The sequence below is a fragment of the Arthrobacter gengyunqii genome (assembly GCF_023022985.1).
Classification (GTDB): domain Bacteria; phylum Actinomycetota; class Actinomycetes; order Actinomycetales; family Micrococcaceae; genus Arthrobacter_B; species Arthrobacter_B gengyunqii.
Genome location: NZ_CP095461.1, coordinates 3,375,374 through 3,388,395, shown reverse-complemented (window position 1 = coordinate 3,388,395; position 13,022 = coordinate 3,375,374). Strand labels below are relative to the sequence as shown.

Genomic DNA, 13,022 nt, shown 5'->3' with positions numbered 1-13,022 from the left:
GTCGGCTCTCTTGCGCGGGAAGTGTGGAACCGCGGTTAGGCGGTCGGAGCTGCAGCTGGCCGGAGTTCTTCGGGCAGCGGCGGGAACTTTTCGCCAATGCTCTGCAGATTGTCAGCGATGAGGCCGGGTCCCCGCGCGGCAAGAGCATCGTAGGTCCAGCCGCCGTCCTGATACTCGGTGACGACGGGCTCCGGGTGCGACCACACCTGCAGGCGGTCACCGCCCACGCCGATGACCTGACCGGTGATGTTCGCGGCCTCATCCGAGGCGAGGAAGGCGATGGTGCCGGCGACGTCAGCGGCGGTGCCGAAACCGAGGTCGTGGCGGAAGAACGGAGGCATGGCTTCGTCCTTCTCGTCCGCCGCAACGGCAGCGGCGAAGTAGGGCACCGTCGCCGTCATCGCGGTGGCCGCTACGGGAACGACCGTGTTGGCAGTGATGCCGGCCTTCCTGAGCTCAAGCGCCCACGTCCGCACCATGCCCACGATGCCGGCCTTGGCCGCCGCGTAATTGGTCTGGCCAAAGTTGCCGCGCTGTCCGGTGGGGGAGCCGATGCAGATTATGCGGCCGGCGATGCTGTTCTCACGCATGTAGGCGGCTGCTTCCCGCACACAGGTGAAGGTGCCGCGGAGATGTACGTTGATAACGAGGTCGAAGTCCTCATCAGTCATCTTCCAGAGCACGGTGTCGCGCAGGACGCCGGCGTTGGTGACCAGGATGTCGAGCCGGCCGAACCTCTCCACCGCGGCGGCGACGAGAAGTTTGGCGGTCTCGGTGGATCCGACCGGGGCAACAACCGCGATGGCCTTGCCGCCTGTCGCCTCAATCGAGGCGACGGCGTCCGCTGCGATGGCACTGTCCACGTCGTTTATGACAACTGATGCGCCCTGGCGGGCGAGTTCCTGCGCATAGGCGAGGCCGAGGCCGCGACCCGATCCGGTAACGATGGCGACTTTGCCTTCGAGGCTCATGGTTTTCTCCCTATCGTGAAGTGGTTCTCATAAAAACCCAAATAGTTGAATATGTCAATCATTTGTATTGTCACGGAACCGTTTAGCATGGTGCCATGTCGAAACCACCTTCCCCGACGGAGGTCATGGGTTCATCAAGAGAGCTCAGCCGCCTCTGGGGCACCGTGATCGCCGGTGACCTCGCATTCTTGATGGCGCGGGCACATGCCACCTCGCTCCTGAATGCCAACGCTGCTCTCGCCGAGTTCGGGCTGAAGGTGCGGTCCTACTCGGTGCTCGCACTCGCGGCGGAGGATGCCCGCCCCACGCAGCGAGAGCTTTCCACCTTCTTCAAACTGGACCCCAGCCAGGTCGTCTCGATCATTGACCGGCTGGAGTCTCGCAAATGGGTGCGCCGCGAGGTGGATCCGGGCGACCGGCGGGTGAACGTCGTCGTCGCCACTGAAGCTGGCCGTGCGCTGTACGGGCGAGCAAGGGAGGCTGCCCGAATCGCGGAGGGGTCCGCGTTCGCGGCGCTTTCAACCGCCGACCTTGCGGCGCTTTCCGCTCTCGTGCGACGGATTGCCAGCGGCGTCGACTGAGTCCGCCCGCGTCATCCGGCGGCTGCCCGCCCCGTGCCGGGCCAGGTCCGTGCAGGGGGGTGTTGCGCATTTGTCTACTGGTCGGTACAGTGCAGAAACCGCCAACGTCTGGTGTCTTTCGCTGGCAATGCTGCCCCCCTGCTCAAGGAGTTTCAATGAAGAATACTCGCGCCCTCACAGTCGCAGGCGCCGCACTCGCGGCGAGCCTGTTGACCCTCCCCGGATGTGCCGCATCCGGGGAGGCAGTTTCCAAGCCCGCCGGTTCCGCCGGCGCGGAGTCGAAGGGAGAAATCGCCTTCTTCACGCCGTCCTCCCAGATCGACGTCGTCGCGGCGCTGGCCGACGGCGTGGTCGAGTACTTCGAGGGTGAGGGGTACACCGTCACCATCCAGGACGCGAACTTCGACGCGGTGAAGCAGGCCCAGCAGATCCAGCAGGCCATCGACACGCACAGCATCGTGGGCGCGTGGATCATGCCCGTGGCGCCTGAAACCGCCGCTCAAAGCCTCGCGACGCTGCAGGCGGCGAAGATCCCCGCAGTCGTGGAGGGTCCACCCATGTCGGTCGGATTGGAGGGTCCTCAGCCGGGGATCGCATTCGACGAGCCGGACTTCTTGAAGTACGGGACCATGATCGGTGACACTGCAGCGAAATGCGCCGTTGACGGTGAAGGACGCGAGGCGCTGTTCCTGATGCCGCCTGATGCCGCGGGCGGCACGGAGCAGGTCATCGGTGCCATCGAGGACTCCTTTGCAGCCGGAGCCCCGGACGTCCCCATCGCCGCGACCGGCGAGGCCGCGGACATTGCGAGTGCACAGACCACCGTCTCGCAGCTGCTCATCGCCAACCCTGATGCGAACGTCATCATTGCCGCGAGCGACGAGACCGCGCTGGGCGCGGCGGGTGCCTTCAAGGCAGCCAACAAGACTCCGGCCTGCATCGTGGCCGGCGGCGGCGGAGACGCGGCCGTGGCCGCACTGGAGGCCGGGGACATTACCTCTGTCGTCAGCTGGGACTACTCCAGTGCCGTTGGCGAGGCCGGAGCAGACCTTATCCGTATGATCTCCGACCCCACCTCCCTGGGTGGGATCATCGAGACTCCGGTGAAGGCTACGGGCGGTAACTAATATGGCGCTGGTTACCCGGGCTGAAACGGTGAGTCAGATCTCACCGAACAACGCCCTGCCGTGGAAGATCCGCGGGCTGCTCCTGATCCGTGACCAGGGCCTCCTTGCGCTCTTCATCGCGATCGTCATCGTCTTCGCGTTCTGGGGGGCACCGTACTTCCTCACCCTCCCCACCGGTATCTCGATCTTGAACGCGGCAGCAATCGCGAGCATCTTCGCCGCGGGTGTCGCCGTCGGGATCATGACGGGCGTGCTGGACCTCTCGGTGCCTGGCACGGCCGCGCTGGCCGGTGTCGTCACCGGACGCCTCCTTCAGGAGGGGTTGCCGGTGGGGCTGGCGATCATGTGCGGCTTGCTGATGGGGCTCCTGGTGGGTGTCGTCAACGCCGTCGTCGTACTTCGGGGGTTCAACCCCCTCATCGTCACCATCGCCATGCTCAGCGTGCTCAGCGGAGCGTCGCTCCTGATCGCCGGCAGCTACAACATCTCGGGGCTCACCCAGCTGGTGTTCATGGGGACGCGGACGTACTTCGGCATTCCCGCACCGGTTTACATAGCGGTGGTCCTCTTCGTCATCCTCACGGTGTTCCTCAAGTTCACCCGCGGGGGGACGCGGCTGCTGGCCGTCGGCGGCAGCGCCGAGGCGGCCCGACGCGTCGGCATCGCGGTTAACTGGTACCGCATCCTTGGCTTCGCGATCTCGGGTCTGTGCGCAGCCCTCGGGGGAATCGTGACCGCGGCTTACATCACGACCGCTGTCCCTAGCGCCAGCGTGGGCACCGTCTTCACCGCGATGACAGCTGTTGCGCTTGCCGGGGTGCCGTTCGTCGGCGGGCGGGGGAGTCTCCCCCGAGTCGGGCTCGGTGTGATCGTGGTGGCGACGATCTCTGCCGGACTGCTGCTGGCGAAGGTGCCGGCGGACTGGTCTTCGGTGGTGACGGGTGTGCTGCTGGTCGGCGGTCTCGGCCTCAACATGTGGACGACAAACACAACGTCAAAGCTCCTTCTCGCCAGCGGCGACGACGGCGCGAAAAGAGGGACACGATGAGCGACGCCGCACTGGAACTGAAGGACATCTCTGTCCACTACGGATATGCCCGCGCTCTGGAGCGGGTGTCCCTGACCGTCCGTCCAGGCGAGGTGGTTGCGCTGCTGGGCGATAACGGTGCCGGCAAGTCGACGCTGCTAAAGGTCATGTCGGGCGCCCATAGCCCCAGTTCGGGGCAGATCCTCGTGCACGGGCGTCCGGTGGATTTCAAGTCGCCGAGGGATGCTTCCGGCGCCGGTGTCCAGATGGTGTACCAGGATCTCGCCCTGGTGGAGGCGATGGACATCGCCGGGAACCTTACCCTGGGGCGGGAGCAGCTCATGCGCGGGCCTCTCGGGTGGTTCGGTTTTCTCGACCACAAGGCGATGCGGCGTGAATCGGAGCGCGAACTCGACGAGTTGGGCATCCGGACGGCGCCGGTGACCCGCCCCGTGGAGATGCTTTCCGGTGGACAGCGCCAGGTAATCGCGATTGCTCGGGCAAGCGCCCGCTTGCCCGAGCAGGGCATCCTCCTCATGGATGAGCCGACGGCCGCGCTTGGACACGAGCAGACCGAACTCGTCGAGGAACTCATTACGGCCCTCGCTGCGCGCGGCACCTCGATCGTCGTAGTCACGCATAACCTTCCCCTCGCCTTCGCCGTGTCCGATCGCACCCTGGTCCTCAACCGCGGGCGCAAGGTGGCAGATATCGCGACACGCGCAGTCGACAAGGAAAGCGTCATCGGGTGGATCACGGGAGCCTCCGTCCAAGAGGGCGTCCTGGAGTCCTGAGCGGTACACAGCGGGAGGCCGGGCGATCTCGGGTGGAGCGAAAGCTCCACCCGAGATCATCATTTGTTGTGCCGGTTACTTCTGTGCACTCTTGTCCTGCAGGCCGCCGGCGAACATCTTGAACGGGGGCTGTCCGAGGAGGCGTCGGCCACTGATCTCCGCAAGCGATTCCAGGCGCATTGCGCCGTGGGAGAGTATGACGCCGGCGTCGCGCGAGTAACGCTGGAGCGGGCTGGACAGCGACATGCCCGACGAGCCCAGGATACGCAGCAGGAGGTCGATCGCGTCCTTTGCAAGCTGTCCGGCGAAGGCGAGGTCAGTACAGCCCTGTGCTTCCTCGTCCCCGGTGTAGTCTTCGCCGCGAACCGCCAGATGGTCGATCTCGTCCGCATACTGGAGCACGGTCGCGCTCGCAACACCGATGAGCGCCTTTGCCTTGCCGGCTGCCACCTGGCTCGATGCCATCTCGGCGATCGTGTCATACGGCGGGCTGAACGGCTTTCGCTTGGGTGCGAGCTGCTGGAATACCTCGAGGGCGCCCTCTGCCATTCCGACCAGGGTGGCCATGTTCAATACAGTGGCGGTCATCATGGATGCCCGCGTCTTCGCCTCATAGGCAAGGCCCGCGAACCGTCCAGCCGCGCTGTCCATGTGCACCGGGAGCTCTGCCATGTCGATGAAGCGATGATCGGGGACGAACATCGGCGCGGTGGTGATGATGGAGTTGGAGTCGGACGCCATCATTCCGGCCACGTGCCAGTCATCGAGCGGCTGGATATCGGCCGGATCCATCATGAAGAGCGCATGGCCGCTGCGGTTTCCGTCGACCCATGCGGCGCCGCCGAAGAGCCAGGCGGCGTCATGGTTTCCCGATACATAGGTCCACTTACCCTCGACGTTCCACCCTCCTTCCGTCCTGGTCGCCTTGCCTGTCACGGCAGCGAATGTGGACCCCCCGGCGGCCAGCGGGCCTACGTGGCCCTGCTGGCGGCTGTAGAGCTCGTCCACCAAGGGTTTGGGGAAGGTGCTGACCATCCGAAGGCTGGTGCCGACAAAAAAGGTCCAACTTGCCGCGGCGTCACCTCGTCCAAGCGCCCTCGCGATCTCCGCAATGTCACGAGCGCCCAGAGCGTAGCCGCCGTACTCAATGGGGGCGCAGGCGCGGTAGAGGCCAAGTTCGGTGAAGGCCTCGACAATCTCTGTGCTGAGCCGGCCACGGCGTTCAGACTCAGGGGCGAGCTCCCGAATGCGGTGCTGGAGGGCGCGTACCCCGGCTGCGAGCCGCTTCCCCTCAGCGGTGAGATATCTTGAGGCCGGCGCATCCAGGGGGCTCGAGCGCTCCGGCGGAGGTCCTGGGGGGAGGCCCTGGCTCAGTTCGTTGGGCGGCTGGGGGATCGTGTCAGTCATGTCATCTCCGTCTGTCGGCTGGATTGTACTGTACGGACCAGTTTGAGAGTTTGTCCATCGAAACTTTCCGTACTGGTCGGTCCAGCGCATAGGATGGGGATTATCGGCACCTGGCGGGCGTGAATCCAGCCGGAGCGGAAACATTTCAGCCGGAGCGGAAACATGAGGAGAGCCGGATGCCACGGGCAAAACGAAGCGGCGGGCGCAGCAAGCGCGACGCGGTGCTCGATGCCGCTGTCGAACTGTTGCTGGTCAACGGGTATGACGGCACGTCCATGGATGCGGTGGCTGCTCGGGCCGGAGTGTCCAAGACGACGGTCTACGCGTATTACGAGGACAAGCTCGAGCTCTTCAAGGCTGTTCTGCAGCACGGCAGCATGGAGCTCGGGGAGCGGTTGCGTGGGCTTCGGCAGCGCGAAGGATCAGCGGAGGGGTCCGCTGAGGATCGGCTGGTCGACGCGCTGGTTGCGGCGAGCAAGGCTGGCACGGGCGCGCAGGCGATCGCCTACTTCCGTGTGCTGATCGCTGAGCACAACCGTCGGCGCGAGATTCAGTCGGTTATCACTACCCTTGCGATGCCTGATGTCTCGGACATCATCAGCATCATCGCCCAGCTGCTCGTTGCCTATGGCTCCGAGCACGGCTTCGAAGTGGATCGGCCGGAGGCACACGCCTCAATGCTCCTGCGGATGACGGTTTCCGGCATCGAGTTCGACGCACTGATCTCGGACTTCGCCGTCTCCGGCGAGCTGCTCGAAGCTCATGTGGGCTACATTGTGCGCGTCTTCCTGCGCGGGCTGCGTCCAATTGCGGGGGAGCAGGACTTGGTGCTGAAACCCGACTACGACTACCCCTGGGGCCCGGCGCTGGGCTGAGGATGCCCGGAGAAAGGCTGCCACGGTGAATAGTCCCGCTGAACGGCCGCGGCACAGCCGGCTCTCGCCGCACCGCGAGGCAGAGATCCTCGCCGAGACCCTGGGCCTCCTCGAGGAGGTCGGTTATGAGGGCCTGGCCATGCCCGCCGTGGCGAAACGCGCCAGATGCAGCACGGCGACGATTTATCGTCAGTGGCACGGCAAGCCGGGGCTGGTCATGGCCGCCCTGCGTTCGCACGCCCAGCTGGCGGAGCCGTCCGATCTCGACACCGGCACGCTGCGCGGCGACCTGGTCGCCGTCATGGAGCAGATCGCCCAGGTGGCCGAGTCGGAGATGACTCTCCTCGCGGCCCTCGCCCACGCATCGATGCGCGACGAGGCGCTCGCGGAAACGATGCGTGAGCAGCTCTCGGCTCCTGCAGGTTCCCCGCTCGACCGGGCCATCGACCGCGCCGTCGCACGGCGGGAAATCTCCGTCGACGCGTCCGTCCGGCGCTATTGCCATCATGTGTTCCTGTCCATCCCGCTCGCCAAACACCTGGCTGAAGGAACGTTTCCGGACCGCGAGTACCTGGTCGGCTTCGTCGACACGATTCTGGTCCCGGTGCTCTCGCACCGCTGATACTTCACACTCCCGCCCCGGCGTCGCCCACGCCTGCCGGAGGTGTGCGTTTTTCAACCGTGCTTCCACATATCCGTGGGCATCTTCGAACCCACAGCGCCCCCGAACTCGGCGATGCCTTCACCGTCCGGATCCCACCACTCCCACCCCCCCCGAGTTGTGCGGGTCTCCACGCCCACATCCTGCGTCAGGAACGGGCTGCGAAAGGTGATGGGGGTTGCGCTCCGTGTGGAGCGGCAGTAGTGTGACGCTCGAGCTGATCGAAACGCTGACGTTTCGATAATGTCGCCCACTCGCGGCGCGACGTCGACAGCCGCAGAGAGGACCCGCATCATGCCTGGATTCGCCATCATCAATGGGATCGCTGAGATCAGCGATCCCGCGATCTATCAGAACTGGCTCGATAACGAGGAGTTCAAGTCTGCGGTCGCCGCCGATTCTTCGCCTGAGCGCACCGCGGTCAAGCGGCTGCTCATCGAGTTCGAAGCCGACATGGCCCGCATGGTCCGTGACGGCAAGGTGCAGGAGCAGGTTGTCGAGGTGATGACCAGGTACGCCGCCGAAGACTATGTCCAGCACGATCCGAACGCGCCCGGCAACGGGCTCGAAAACCTCATCGAGCACTTCCGCCACGTCCCGGCCACCGGCGTTGTTCCGCCGCCCGTGGTGGGTGTCATTCTCGACGGTGAGGTCGCCTGCCTCATGATGCGCGAGGTCGTGCCGGATCCCGTTGTCCCGGGAGGGACGTACGAGTGGAACATCCTCACTGTGTTCCGCGTGCACAACGGCAAACTCGCCGAGCACTGGAGCACCTTCCGCAAGGCGGTCCCCGGCCAGAACCCGCTGGGCGACTGACCGTTGGCGAAACGTCACACCGATGCTGACGGAACTGCTGCGGTGGACGCCGGCACGTCTGATCACGGAAACCTCAAGGAAGAGAACTGATCCCTCCATGACAACATCACACACAATGCCGCCTGCCGGCGTCCCCGCCAAAGAGCCGATCCTGCCGGACGGGCTTCCAGCCATCAGGGCGAAGTTTCCCGAATCGCCGTACCTGAGTGATGAGGGCCGCCGAATGCGGGACGAGATTGTCCAGCTCCTGCCGCTGCTGCGCGAACAGGCAGCCGAGGGGGAAGCGCTCGGTGAACTCACTCCTGCCACGCTTGAGGCCGTGAACCGCGTCGGTGCCTTCAGGGTCACCATCCCCACGGAGCTGGGCGGCTACGCATTCGGTGCCCGCGATACGGCGGAGGTGGTGCGAACACTCGGTCAGGGCGATGCGGCAGCCGGCTGGTTGGTGATTGTTTCGAGCGCTGCCCGGAACATCCTGGGATTCGATGCGAGGGTCCGCGACGAAGTATTTGCGGGAATCGACGAATGGGTCGGTCCGCTTGTGTTCGGTGCAACCGTCTTCGCTCCGAAAGTCGGCGACGGCCGCAAGGTCGCCGGCGGCTATCAGGTGAAGGGAAAGTGGTCGTTCGGCAGCGGCAGCAAGCACGCTGCCTGGGGCTCGGTAGGGTTCGAGTACGACGACCCGGCAAGCGGCGAGCGGCGACGTGCAATGGGGGTCCTGTCCCGAGATCAGTACGCGATCGTGGACGACTGGCACGTCATGGGGCTTCAAGCGACGAACTCGAACAGTGTCCGGGCCGATGAGGAGATCTTTGTTCCCGACTACCGCGTCGTCCACACCGCTGACCTTCCGCGTATGAGTGATGCCCTTCGCGGCGCCTATTCGGGGTTGGGTTTCAAGCACGGCGCGTTCGGGATGATGATCGGCAGCAGCGGCGCGTTCGCCGCGTTGGCCGTCGGGATCGCGCAGGGGGCGCTTGACTCGTTCCTGGCGCAGGCCGCGAAGCGTGCCCCGTTCAATCTGCCCTACGCGACCATGTCGGAAATGGCTTCGATCCAGATGGTCGCCGGCAAAGCGCGTGCGGTCATCAATGCGGCGGACGCGGTCCTCGCCAGGCACATGGACGAGGCCGATCGGCGGGCGCTCGCGGGGGAGGACTATCTGCCGTCGGAAGAACCCGAGATCACGATGGATCTCGTCCACCTGATCCACCAGTGCCTTCAAACGGTGGACGGACTCCTCCTCGCTCTGGGATCGTCGGCGGTTGCGCTCTCGAACCCGCTCCAGCGCGCGGTGCGGGAGATTCACGTCCTGGCGACGCATGGGGCCTTCCGGATCGATCCGATGGCCGAGATCAACGGCCGGGACCTGTTCGGGCTCGCGCCGTTCCCGATGATGGCAGCCCTCAGCTCCCCGGCGCCGCCCCCGCCCGGTGCCCCGCCGCGGCCGTAGACCCATTCTCGAGCAGTACCCTTCACCGCGCCGTCGTCCATGTCCCGTCACCAAGAAAAGGTTCCCGTCATGCCCCAGTTGCTCACCGCCCCCCTTCCCTCTGAACTCCTGTCGAATGCCGAAGCACTTGTGCCCCTGCTGAGGGAACGCGCTGCCGAGACCGAGGAGCTTCGCCGCCTCCCGGACGAAACAATCTCCGACTTCGAGAAGGCTGGCCTGTTCAGCGCGATGCTCCCGGCCACTTTGGGCGGCTCCCAGATCGATCTCATCGAGTTCGTTGACATCGTCCGGACCCTGTCCCGGGGCGACGCCTCGGCCGGGTGGGTCGGCGCGTTCCTCATGTCCCACAATCTCCTGCTCGCCCGTTACGGGGCACAGGCGCAGGCCGACTTCTTCCAGGGCGGTAAGTACGCGCTGGCAGCGGCGGCAGCCACCCCTCCCGGAACAGCGGTGGAAACCGAGGGCGGTTACCTGATCAGCGGTCGGTGGCGCTTCGCCTCCGCCGTGATGCACGCGCAATGGGTGATGGTCAGCGTGGTCACTCCTGCGGGACCGCTCTCGGTGGCAGTACCCATGGAGGACGTGACGATCATCGACACATGGCAGGTCCCCGGCATGAAGGGCACCGGCAGCAACGATGTCATGGCGCAGGACCTCTTCGTTCCCGAGTACAGGACGATCGAGTTCGGCCTGTTCTCCGCCGACTCGGAGCGGGCTGCTGCCCTGCACCCCGGCTACCCGCTCGCGGCGTACCCCGTCAACCGCATCCTGCCCGTCATCCAGGCCGCCGTTGCGCTCGGCACCGCGGACGCGGCCCTGGAGCTGTTCCGCACGAACGCGGGCAAGCGTGTCCGCATGCAGACGGGGCAGCGAATCGTGGATGACCCGCTGGTGCGATCGGCCTACGCCCACGCCTGGGACCTGCTGCACGTCGCAGAGCTGCAGATGAGGGACGCACTCGAAATGACGGCCGCCATCTACGGACCTGAACACTCGAAGGAGGCCAGCCTGGAGAACCGCGCCGTGATCAATCTGGGCCTCACCGGCGCAGGGACCAAGGCCTTCGCTGCCGTGGACCTTGTGGTGCGCTCGTCGGGGGCTTCCATTTTCCGCACGGGGGACCCGCTGGAGCGCATCTGCAGGGATGTGCAGGTCATTCGCAATCACGCATCGGCCGACTTCATGACCATGAGTGCCGTTGCCGGGGGTGTCCTCCTCGGACAGGGGCTCGGCGATTTCGTGGAACCCCTGTTCTGATCCATATCGCCACTCCATCCCTCCGTCACGAAAGGGCATGATGTCCGAACTTGCAGAGATCGCTCACCGTCTGGAACGCCTCGAAGCCGTTCACGAAATCGAAAACCTCATGGGGCGTTATGCGTTCTACCACTCGGCTTATCGGGACGACCTGATTCCGCCGTTGTTCGCGGACCGGGAGGATCTGGTCGTGGAGATGCCGTTCGGTACGTTCACCGGGCCGGACGCCGCCCGCAGGGCGTGGGCACCACCACCCGCGAAGGCTCCTGCCCGCGATCTGGCCGGCGAGTACGCCGAGCACCTACTCACGACGCCGGTGGTGGAAGTCGCCCGCGACGGGCGCACTGCCCGGGCGGCGTGGATCTCACCCGGCGCCGAGGCACATCACCTCGGGTGGGTTGAAGGCAACCCGCTGCGCGGGCTCTGGTACTGGGGGCGTTACTCGGCGGACTTCATTCGTGAAGGCGATGCCTGGAAACTCTGGCATTTCAGGCTCTCGGCCACCTTCATCACGGACTACAGTGCCAGTTTCACCGATACAACGGCGCAGCTGAGCCCTCCGCCGCTGCCGCCTGCCGGCGAGAACGGACCGGATGCCCCGCCCCGCGGGCAGGTGCCGTACTCGCCTGTCTGGGACCCCCGGGAACTCTCGCTCGCCCCGGAGCCGTATGACACGTTCCCCGGCACGCCCGAATAAAACCATTGCAGGAAAATGAACTACACCGTACAGTATGAATATGAATCTCTTTGAGGAGGTACCGGTGGATACGCACGCAGAAGTTGTAGTTGATCCGCAGGCGTTCCGCGCAGCTATGGGGGCCGTCGCCACGCCCGTCTCCATCGTGACGACCACTCTTGATGTCCCGCACGGGACAACAGTCAGTGCGTTCGCATCGTTGTCGCTCGATCCGCCCATGGTCCTGGTGTCGCTTCAACACGACTCAGACCTGCTCGAGTTGATCGCGCAATCCGGGCGGTTCGGTCTCAACGTCCTCGCCTTCGACCAGGCGGGGACCGCCTCGACCTTCGCCAAGCGTGGGCTCGATCGGTTCGCCGGCGTGGATTGGGTGATGGATCAGGGATTGCCGCGCATCGCCGGCATCGCCTCATGGGCTGCCTGCCGGGTCGTAGACCAGGTGCGGGCGGGCGATCACACGATCGTGACGGGCCTCGTCGAGGCTGCAGACAGCTTCGACGTTGCCGGCCTCGTCTATCAGCACCGCCGGTTCGGTCATTTCACCCCTGTGGAGCCGGCGGCCTGAGGCCGTCCCCACAGAAAACCTGCCGGTCCAGAACAAAAACTGACCGGTTTAGAACAATTGAAGAATCGGCTGCGGCGCAGCCGCCGAGTAAAGGAACAATGATGTCCCAGTCCGTCTACGCCACCACGCCGAAACCGCGGCCCATCCGCGCCCCGAAGCTCCACCACGCGACCTTCATGACCATGGAGATCGACCCCATGGTGAAATTCTACGAGGCGGTCTGCGGTTTGCAGCCGATCTTCTACTCGGAAAACGCCGCATGGCTGGTCAACGATGAGGCGAACCACCGCATCGCGCTTCTCCGGATCCCCGGCACGGTCCCGCCGGTGGATAAACCCCACTCAGCCGGAATTCACCACACGGCGTTCGAGTACCCCGACTTCGACTCGTGGCTGGACAACTACGTCCGCCTGCGGGACCAGGGAATTCTTCCCGCCTTCAACATGGATCACGGCATGACGATGTCCATGTACTACGCCGACCCGGACGGGAACGGAATCGAAATCCAGGTGGACAACTTCCACGACTGGGGCAAGTCGAGCGAGTGGATGTGGGCCTCACGCGAGTTCGCAGAGGACCAGCTCGGGCCGCAGTTCGACCCGGACAAGCTGGTTGCCGCACGCGAGGCGGGGATGGACCACGACGAAATCCACCGCCGCGCGTATGCCGGCGAGTTCCGTCCCGCCGTCGAGGTTCCCAACCCGTCCTTCCCTGACCGCTGGGCTGAGAAGATCGCGGCGAATCCCGAGCTGCTGCGCGGAGTTCCCTTCCCGATCGCTGCGGAGGCCTGA

General features: G+C 65.1%; 14 protein-coding genes. 12 read left to right on the top strand and 2 right to left on the bottom strand.

What is annotated here, in order from left to right; genetic code table 11:
- Window positions 1-35: 35 nt before the first annotated feature.
- Complete coding sequence (locus MUG94_RS15640; RefSeq protein ID WP_227907080.1) at window positions 36-971, bottom strand: 3-oxoacyl-ACP reductase family protein; 936 nt, start codon at window positions 969-971, stop codon at window positions 36-38.
- A 95-nt stretch (window positions 972-1,066) separates the two neighbouring features.
- Here MUG94_RS15640 and MUG94_RS15635 point away from each other — a divergent pair, with 95 nt between their 5' ends.
- The 4 genes from MUG94_RS15635 to MUG94_RS15620 all read left to right on the top strand — a co-directional run bounded on the left by MUG94_RS15635 (window position 1,067) and on the right by MUG94_RS15620 (window position 4,500).
- Window positions 1,067-1,552 (top strand): MarR family winged helix-turn-helix transcriptional regulator, encoded by a 486-nt coding sequence (locus MUG94_RS15635; RefSeq protein WP_227907079.1) that lies wholly within the window; start codon window positions 1,067-1,069, stop codon window positions 1,550-1,552.
- 155 nt (window positions 1,553-1,707) lie between these two features.
- Window positions 1,708-2,679, top strand: a complete 972-nt coding sequence (locus MUG94_RS15630; RefSeq protein ID WP_227907078.1) for a sugar ABC transporter substrate-binding protein — start codon at window positions 1,708-1,710, stop codon at window positions 2,677-2,679.
- A gap of 28 nt (window positions 2,680-2,707) precedes the next feature.
- Window positions 2,708-3,727 (top strand): ABC transporter permease, encoded by a 1,020-nt coding sequence (locus MUG94_RS15625; protein ID WP_227907077.1) that lies wholly within the window; start codon window positions 2,708-2,710, stop codon window positions 3,725-3,727.
- Window positions 3,724-4,500, top strand: a complete 777-nt coding sequence (locus MUG94_RS15620; RefSeq protein WP_227907076.1) for an ATP-binding cassette domain-containing protein — start codon at window positions 3,724-3,726, stop codon at window positions 4,498-4,500. Before MUG94_RS15625 ends, MUG94_RS15620 begins: the two co-directional genes overlap by 4 nt.
- A 75-nt stretch (window positions 4,501-4,575) precedes the next feature.
- Here the strand turns inward: MUG94_RS15620 and MUG94_RS15615 are convergent, their stop codons facing one another.
- Entirely contained in the window at window positions 4,576-5,907 is a 1,332-nt protein-coding gene (locus tag MUG94_RS15615) for an acyl-CoA dehydrogenase family protein (RefSeq protein WP_227907075.1), read from the bottom strand.
- A 176-nt stretch (window positions 5,908-6,083) separates the two neighbouring features.
- Between MUG94_RS15615 and MUG94_RS15610 the strand changes: the two genes are divergently transcribed.
- The 8 genes from MUG94_RS15610 (at window position 6,084) to MUG94_RS15575 (ending at window position 13,022) form a co-directional block, all read left to right on the top strand.
- The gene (locus MUG94_RS15610; RefSeq protein WP_227907074.1) at window positions 6,084-6,782 is read left to right on the top strand and encodes a TetR/AcrR family transcriptional regulator; all 699 of its coding nucleotides are present in this window, start codon (window positions 6,084-6,086) and stop codon (window positions 6,780-6,782) included.
- A gap of 25 nt (window positions 6,783-6,807) precedes the next feature.
- On the top strand, window positions 6,808-7,404 hold the full coding sequence (locus MUG94_RS15605) for a TetR/AcrR family transcriptional regulator (protein WP_227907073.1): 597 nt from the start codon (window positions 6,808-6,810) through the stop codon (window positions 7,402-7,404).
- Window positions 7,405-7,737: 333 nt separating this feature from the next.
- Window positions 7,738-8,259, top strand: a complete 522-nt coding sequence (locus MUG94_RS15600) for a nuclear transport factor 2 family protein (RefSeq protein ID WP_227907072.1) — start codon at window positions 7,738-7,740, stop codon at window positions 8,257-8,259.
- 22 nt (window positions 8,260-8,281) lie between these two features.
- Complete coding sequence (locus MUG94_RS15595; protein WP_247098821.1) at window positions 8,282-9,712, top strand: acyl-CoA dehydrogenase family protein; 1,431 nt, start codon at window positions 8,282-8,284, stop codon at window positions 9,710-9,712.
- Window positions 9,713-9,781: 69 nt separating this feature from the next.
- The gene (locus tag MUG94_RS15590) at window positions 9,782-10,969 is read left to right on the top strand and encodes an acyl-CoA dehydrogenase family protein (RefSeq protein WP_227907070.1); all 1,188 of its coding nucleotides are present in this window, start codon (window positions 9,782-9,784) and stop codon (window positions 10,967-10,969) included.
- A gap of 40 nt (window positions 10,970-11,009) precedes the next feature.
- Window positions 11,010-11,666: a nuclear transport factor 2 family protein gene (locus MUG94_RS15585; protein ID WP_227907069.1), complete on the top strand. Its 657-nt coding sequence runs from the start codon at window positions 11,010-11,012 to the stop codon at window positions 11,664-11,666.
- 40 nt (window positions 11,667-11,706) lie between these two features.
- On the top strand, window positions 11,707-12,231 hold the full coding sequence (locus MUG94_RS15580; RefSeq protein WP_227907068.1) for a flavin reductase family protein: 525 nt from the start codon (window positions 11,707-11,709) through the stop codon (window positions 12,229-12,231).
- A gap of 101 nt (window positions 12,232-12,332) precedes the next feature.
- Entirely contained in the window at window positions 12,333-13,022 is a 690-nt protein-coding gene (locus tag MUG94_RS15575) for a VOC family protein (protein ID WP_227907067.1), read from the top strand.

Bases quoted from the DNA above. Each gene is read 5' to 3' on its own strand.
- MUG94_RS15640 (WP_227907080.1), bottom strand. From the start codon at position 971: ATGAGCCTCGAAGGCAAAGTCGCCATCGTTACCGGATCGGGTCGCGGC.
- MUG94_RS15635 (WP_227907079.1), top strand. From the start codon at position 1,067: ATGTCGAAACCACCTTCCCCGACGGAGGTCATGGGTTCATCAAGAGAG.
- MUG94_RS15630 (WP_227907078.1), top strand. From the start codon at position 1,708: ATGAAGAATACTCGCGCCCTCACAGTCGCAGGCGCCGCACTCGCGGCG.
- MUG94_RS15620 (WP_227907076.1), top strand. From the start codon at position 3,724: ATGAGCGACGCCGCACTGGAACTGAAGGACATCTCTGTCCACTACGGA.
- MUG94_RS15615 (WP_227907075.1), bottom strand. From the start codon at position 5,907: ATGACTGACACGATCCCCCAGCCGCCCAACGAACTGAGCCAGGGCCTC.
- MUG94_RS15610 (WP_227907074.1), top strand. From the start codon at position 6,084: ATGCCACGGGCAAAACGAAGCGGCGGGCGCAGCAAGCGCGACGCGGTG.
- MUG94_RS15600 (WP_227907072.1), top strand. From the start codon at position 7,738: ATGCCTGGATTCGCCATCATCAATGGGATCGCTGAGATCAGCGATCCC.
- MUG94_RS15595 (WP_247098821.1), top strand. From the start codon at position 8,282: ATGCTGACGGAACTGCTGCGGTGGACGCCGGCACGTCTGATCACGGAA.
- MUG94_RS15590 (WP_227907070.1), top strand. From the start codon at position 9,782: ATGCCCCAGTTGCTCACCGCCCCCCTTCCCTCTGAACTCCTGTCGAAT.
- MUG94_RS15585 (WP_227907069.1), top strand. From the start codon at position 11,010: ATGTCCGAACTTGCAGAGATCGCTCACCGTCTGGAACGCCTCGAAGCC.
- MUG94_RS15580 (WP_227907068.1), top strand. From the start codon at position 11,707: ATGAATCTCTTTGAGGAGGTACCGGTGGATACGCACGCAGAAGTTGTA.
- MUG94_RS15575 (WP_227907067.1), top strand. From the start codon at position 12,333: ATGTCCCAGTCCGTCTACGCCACCACGCCGAAACCGCGGCCCATCCGC.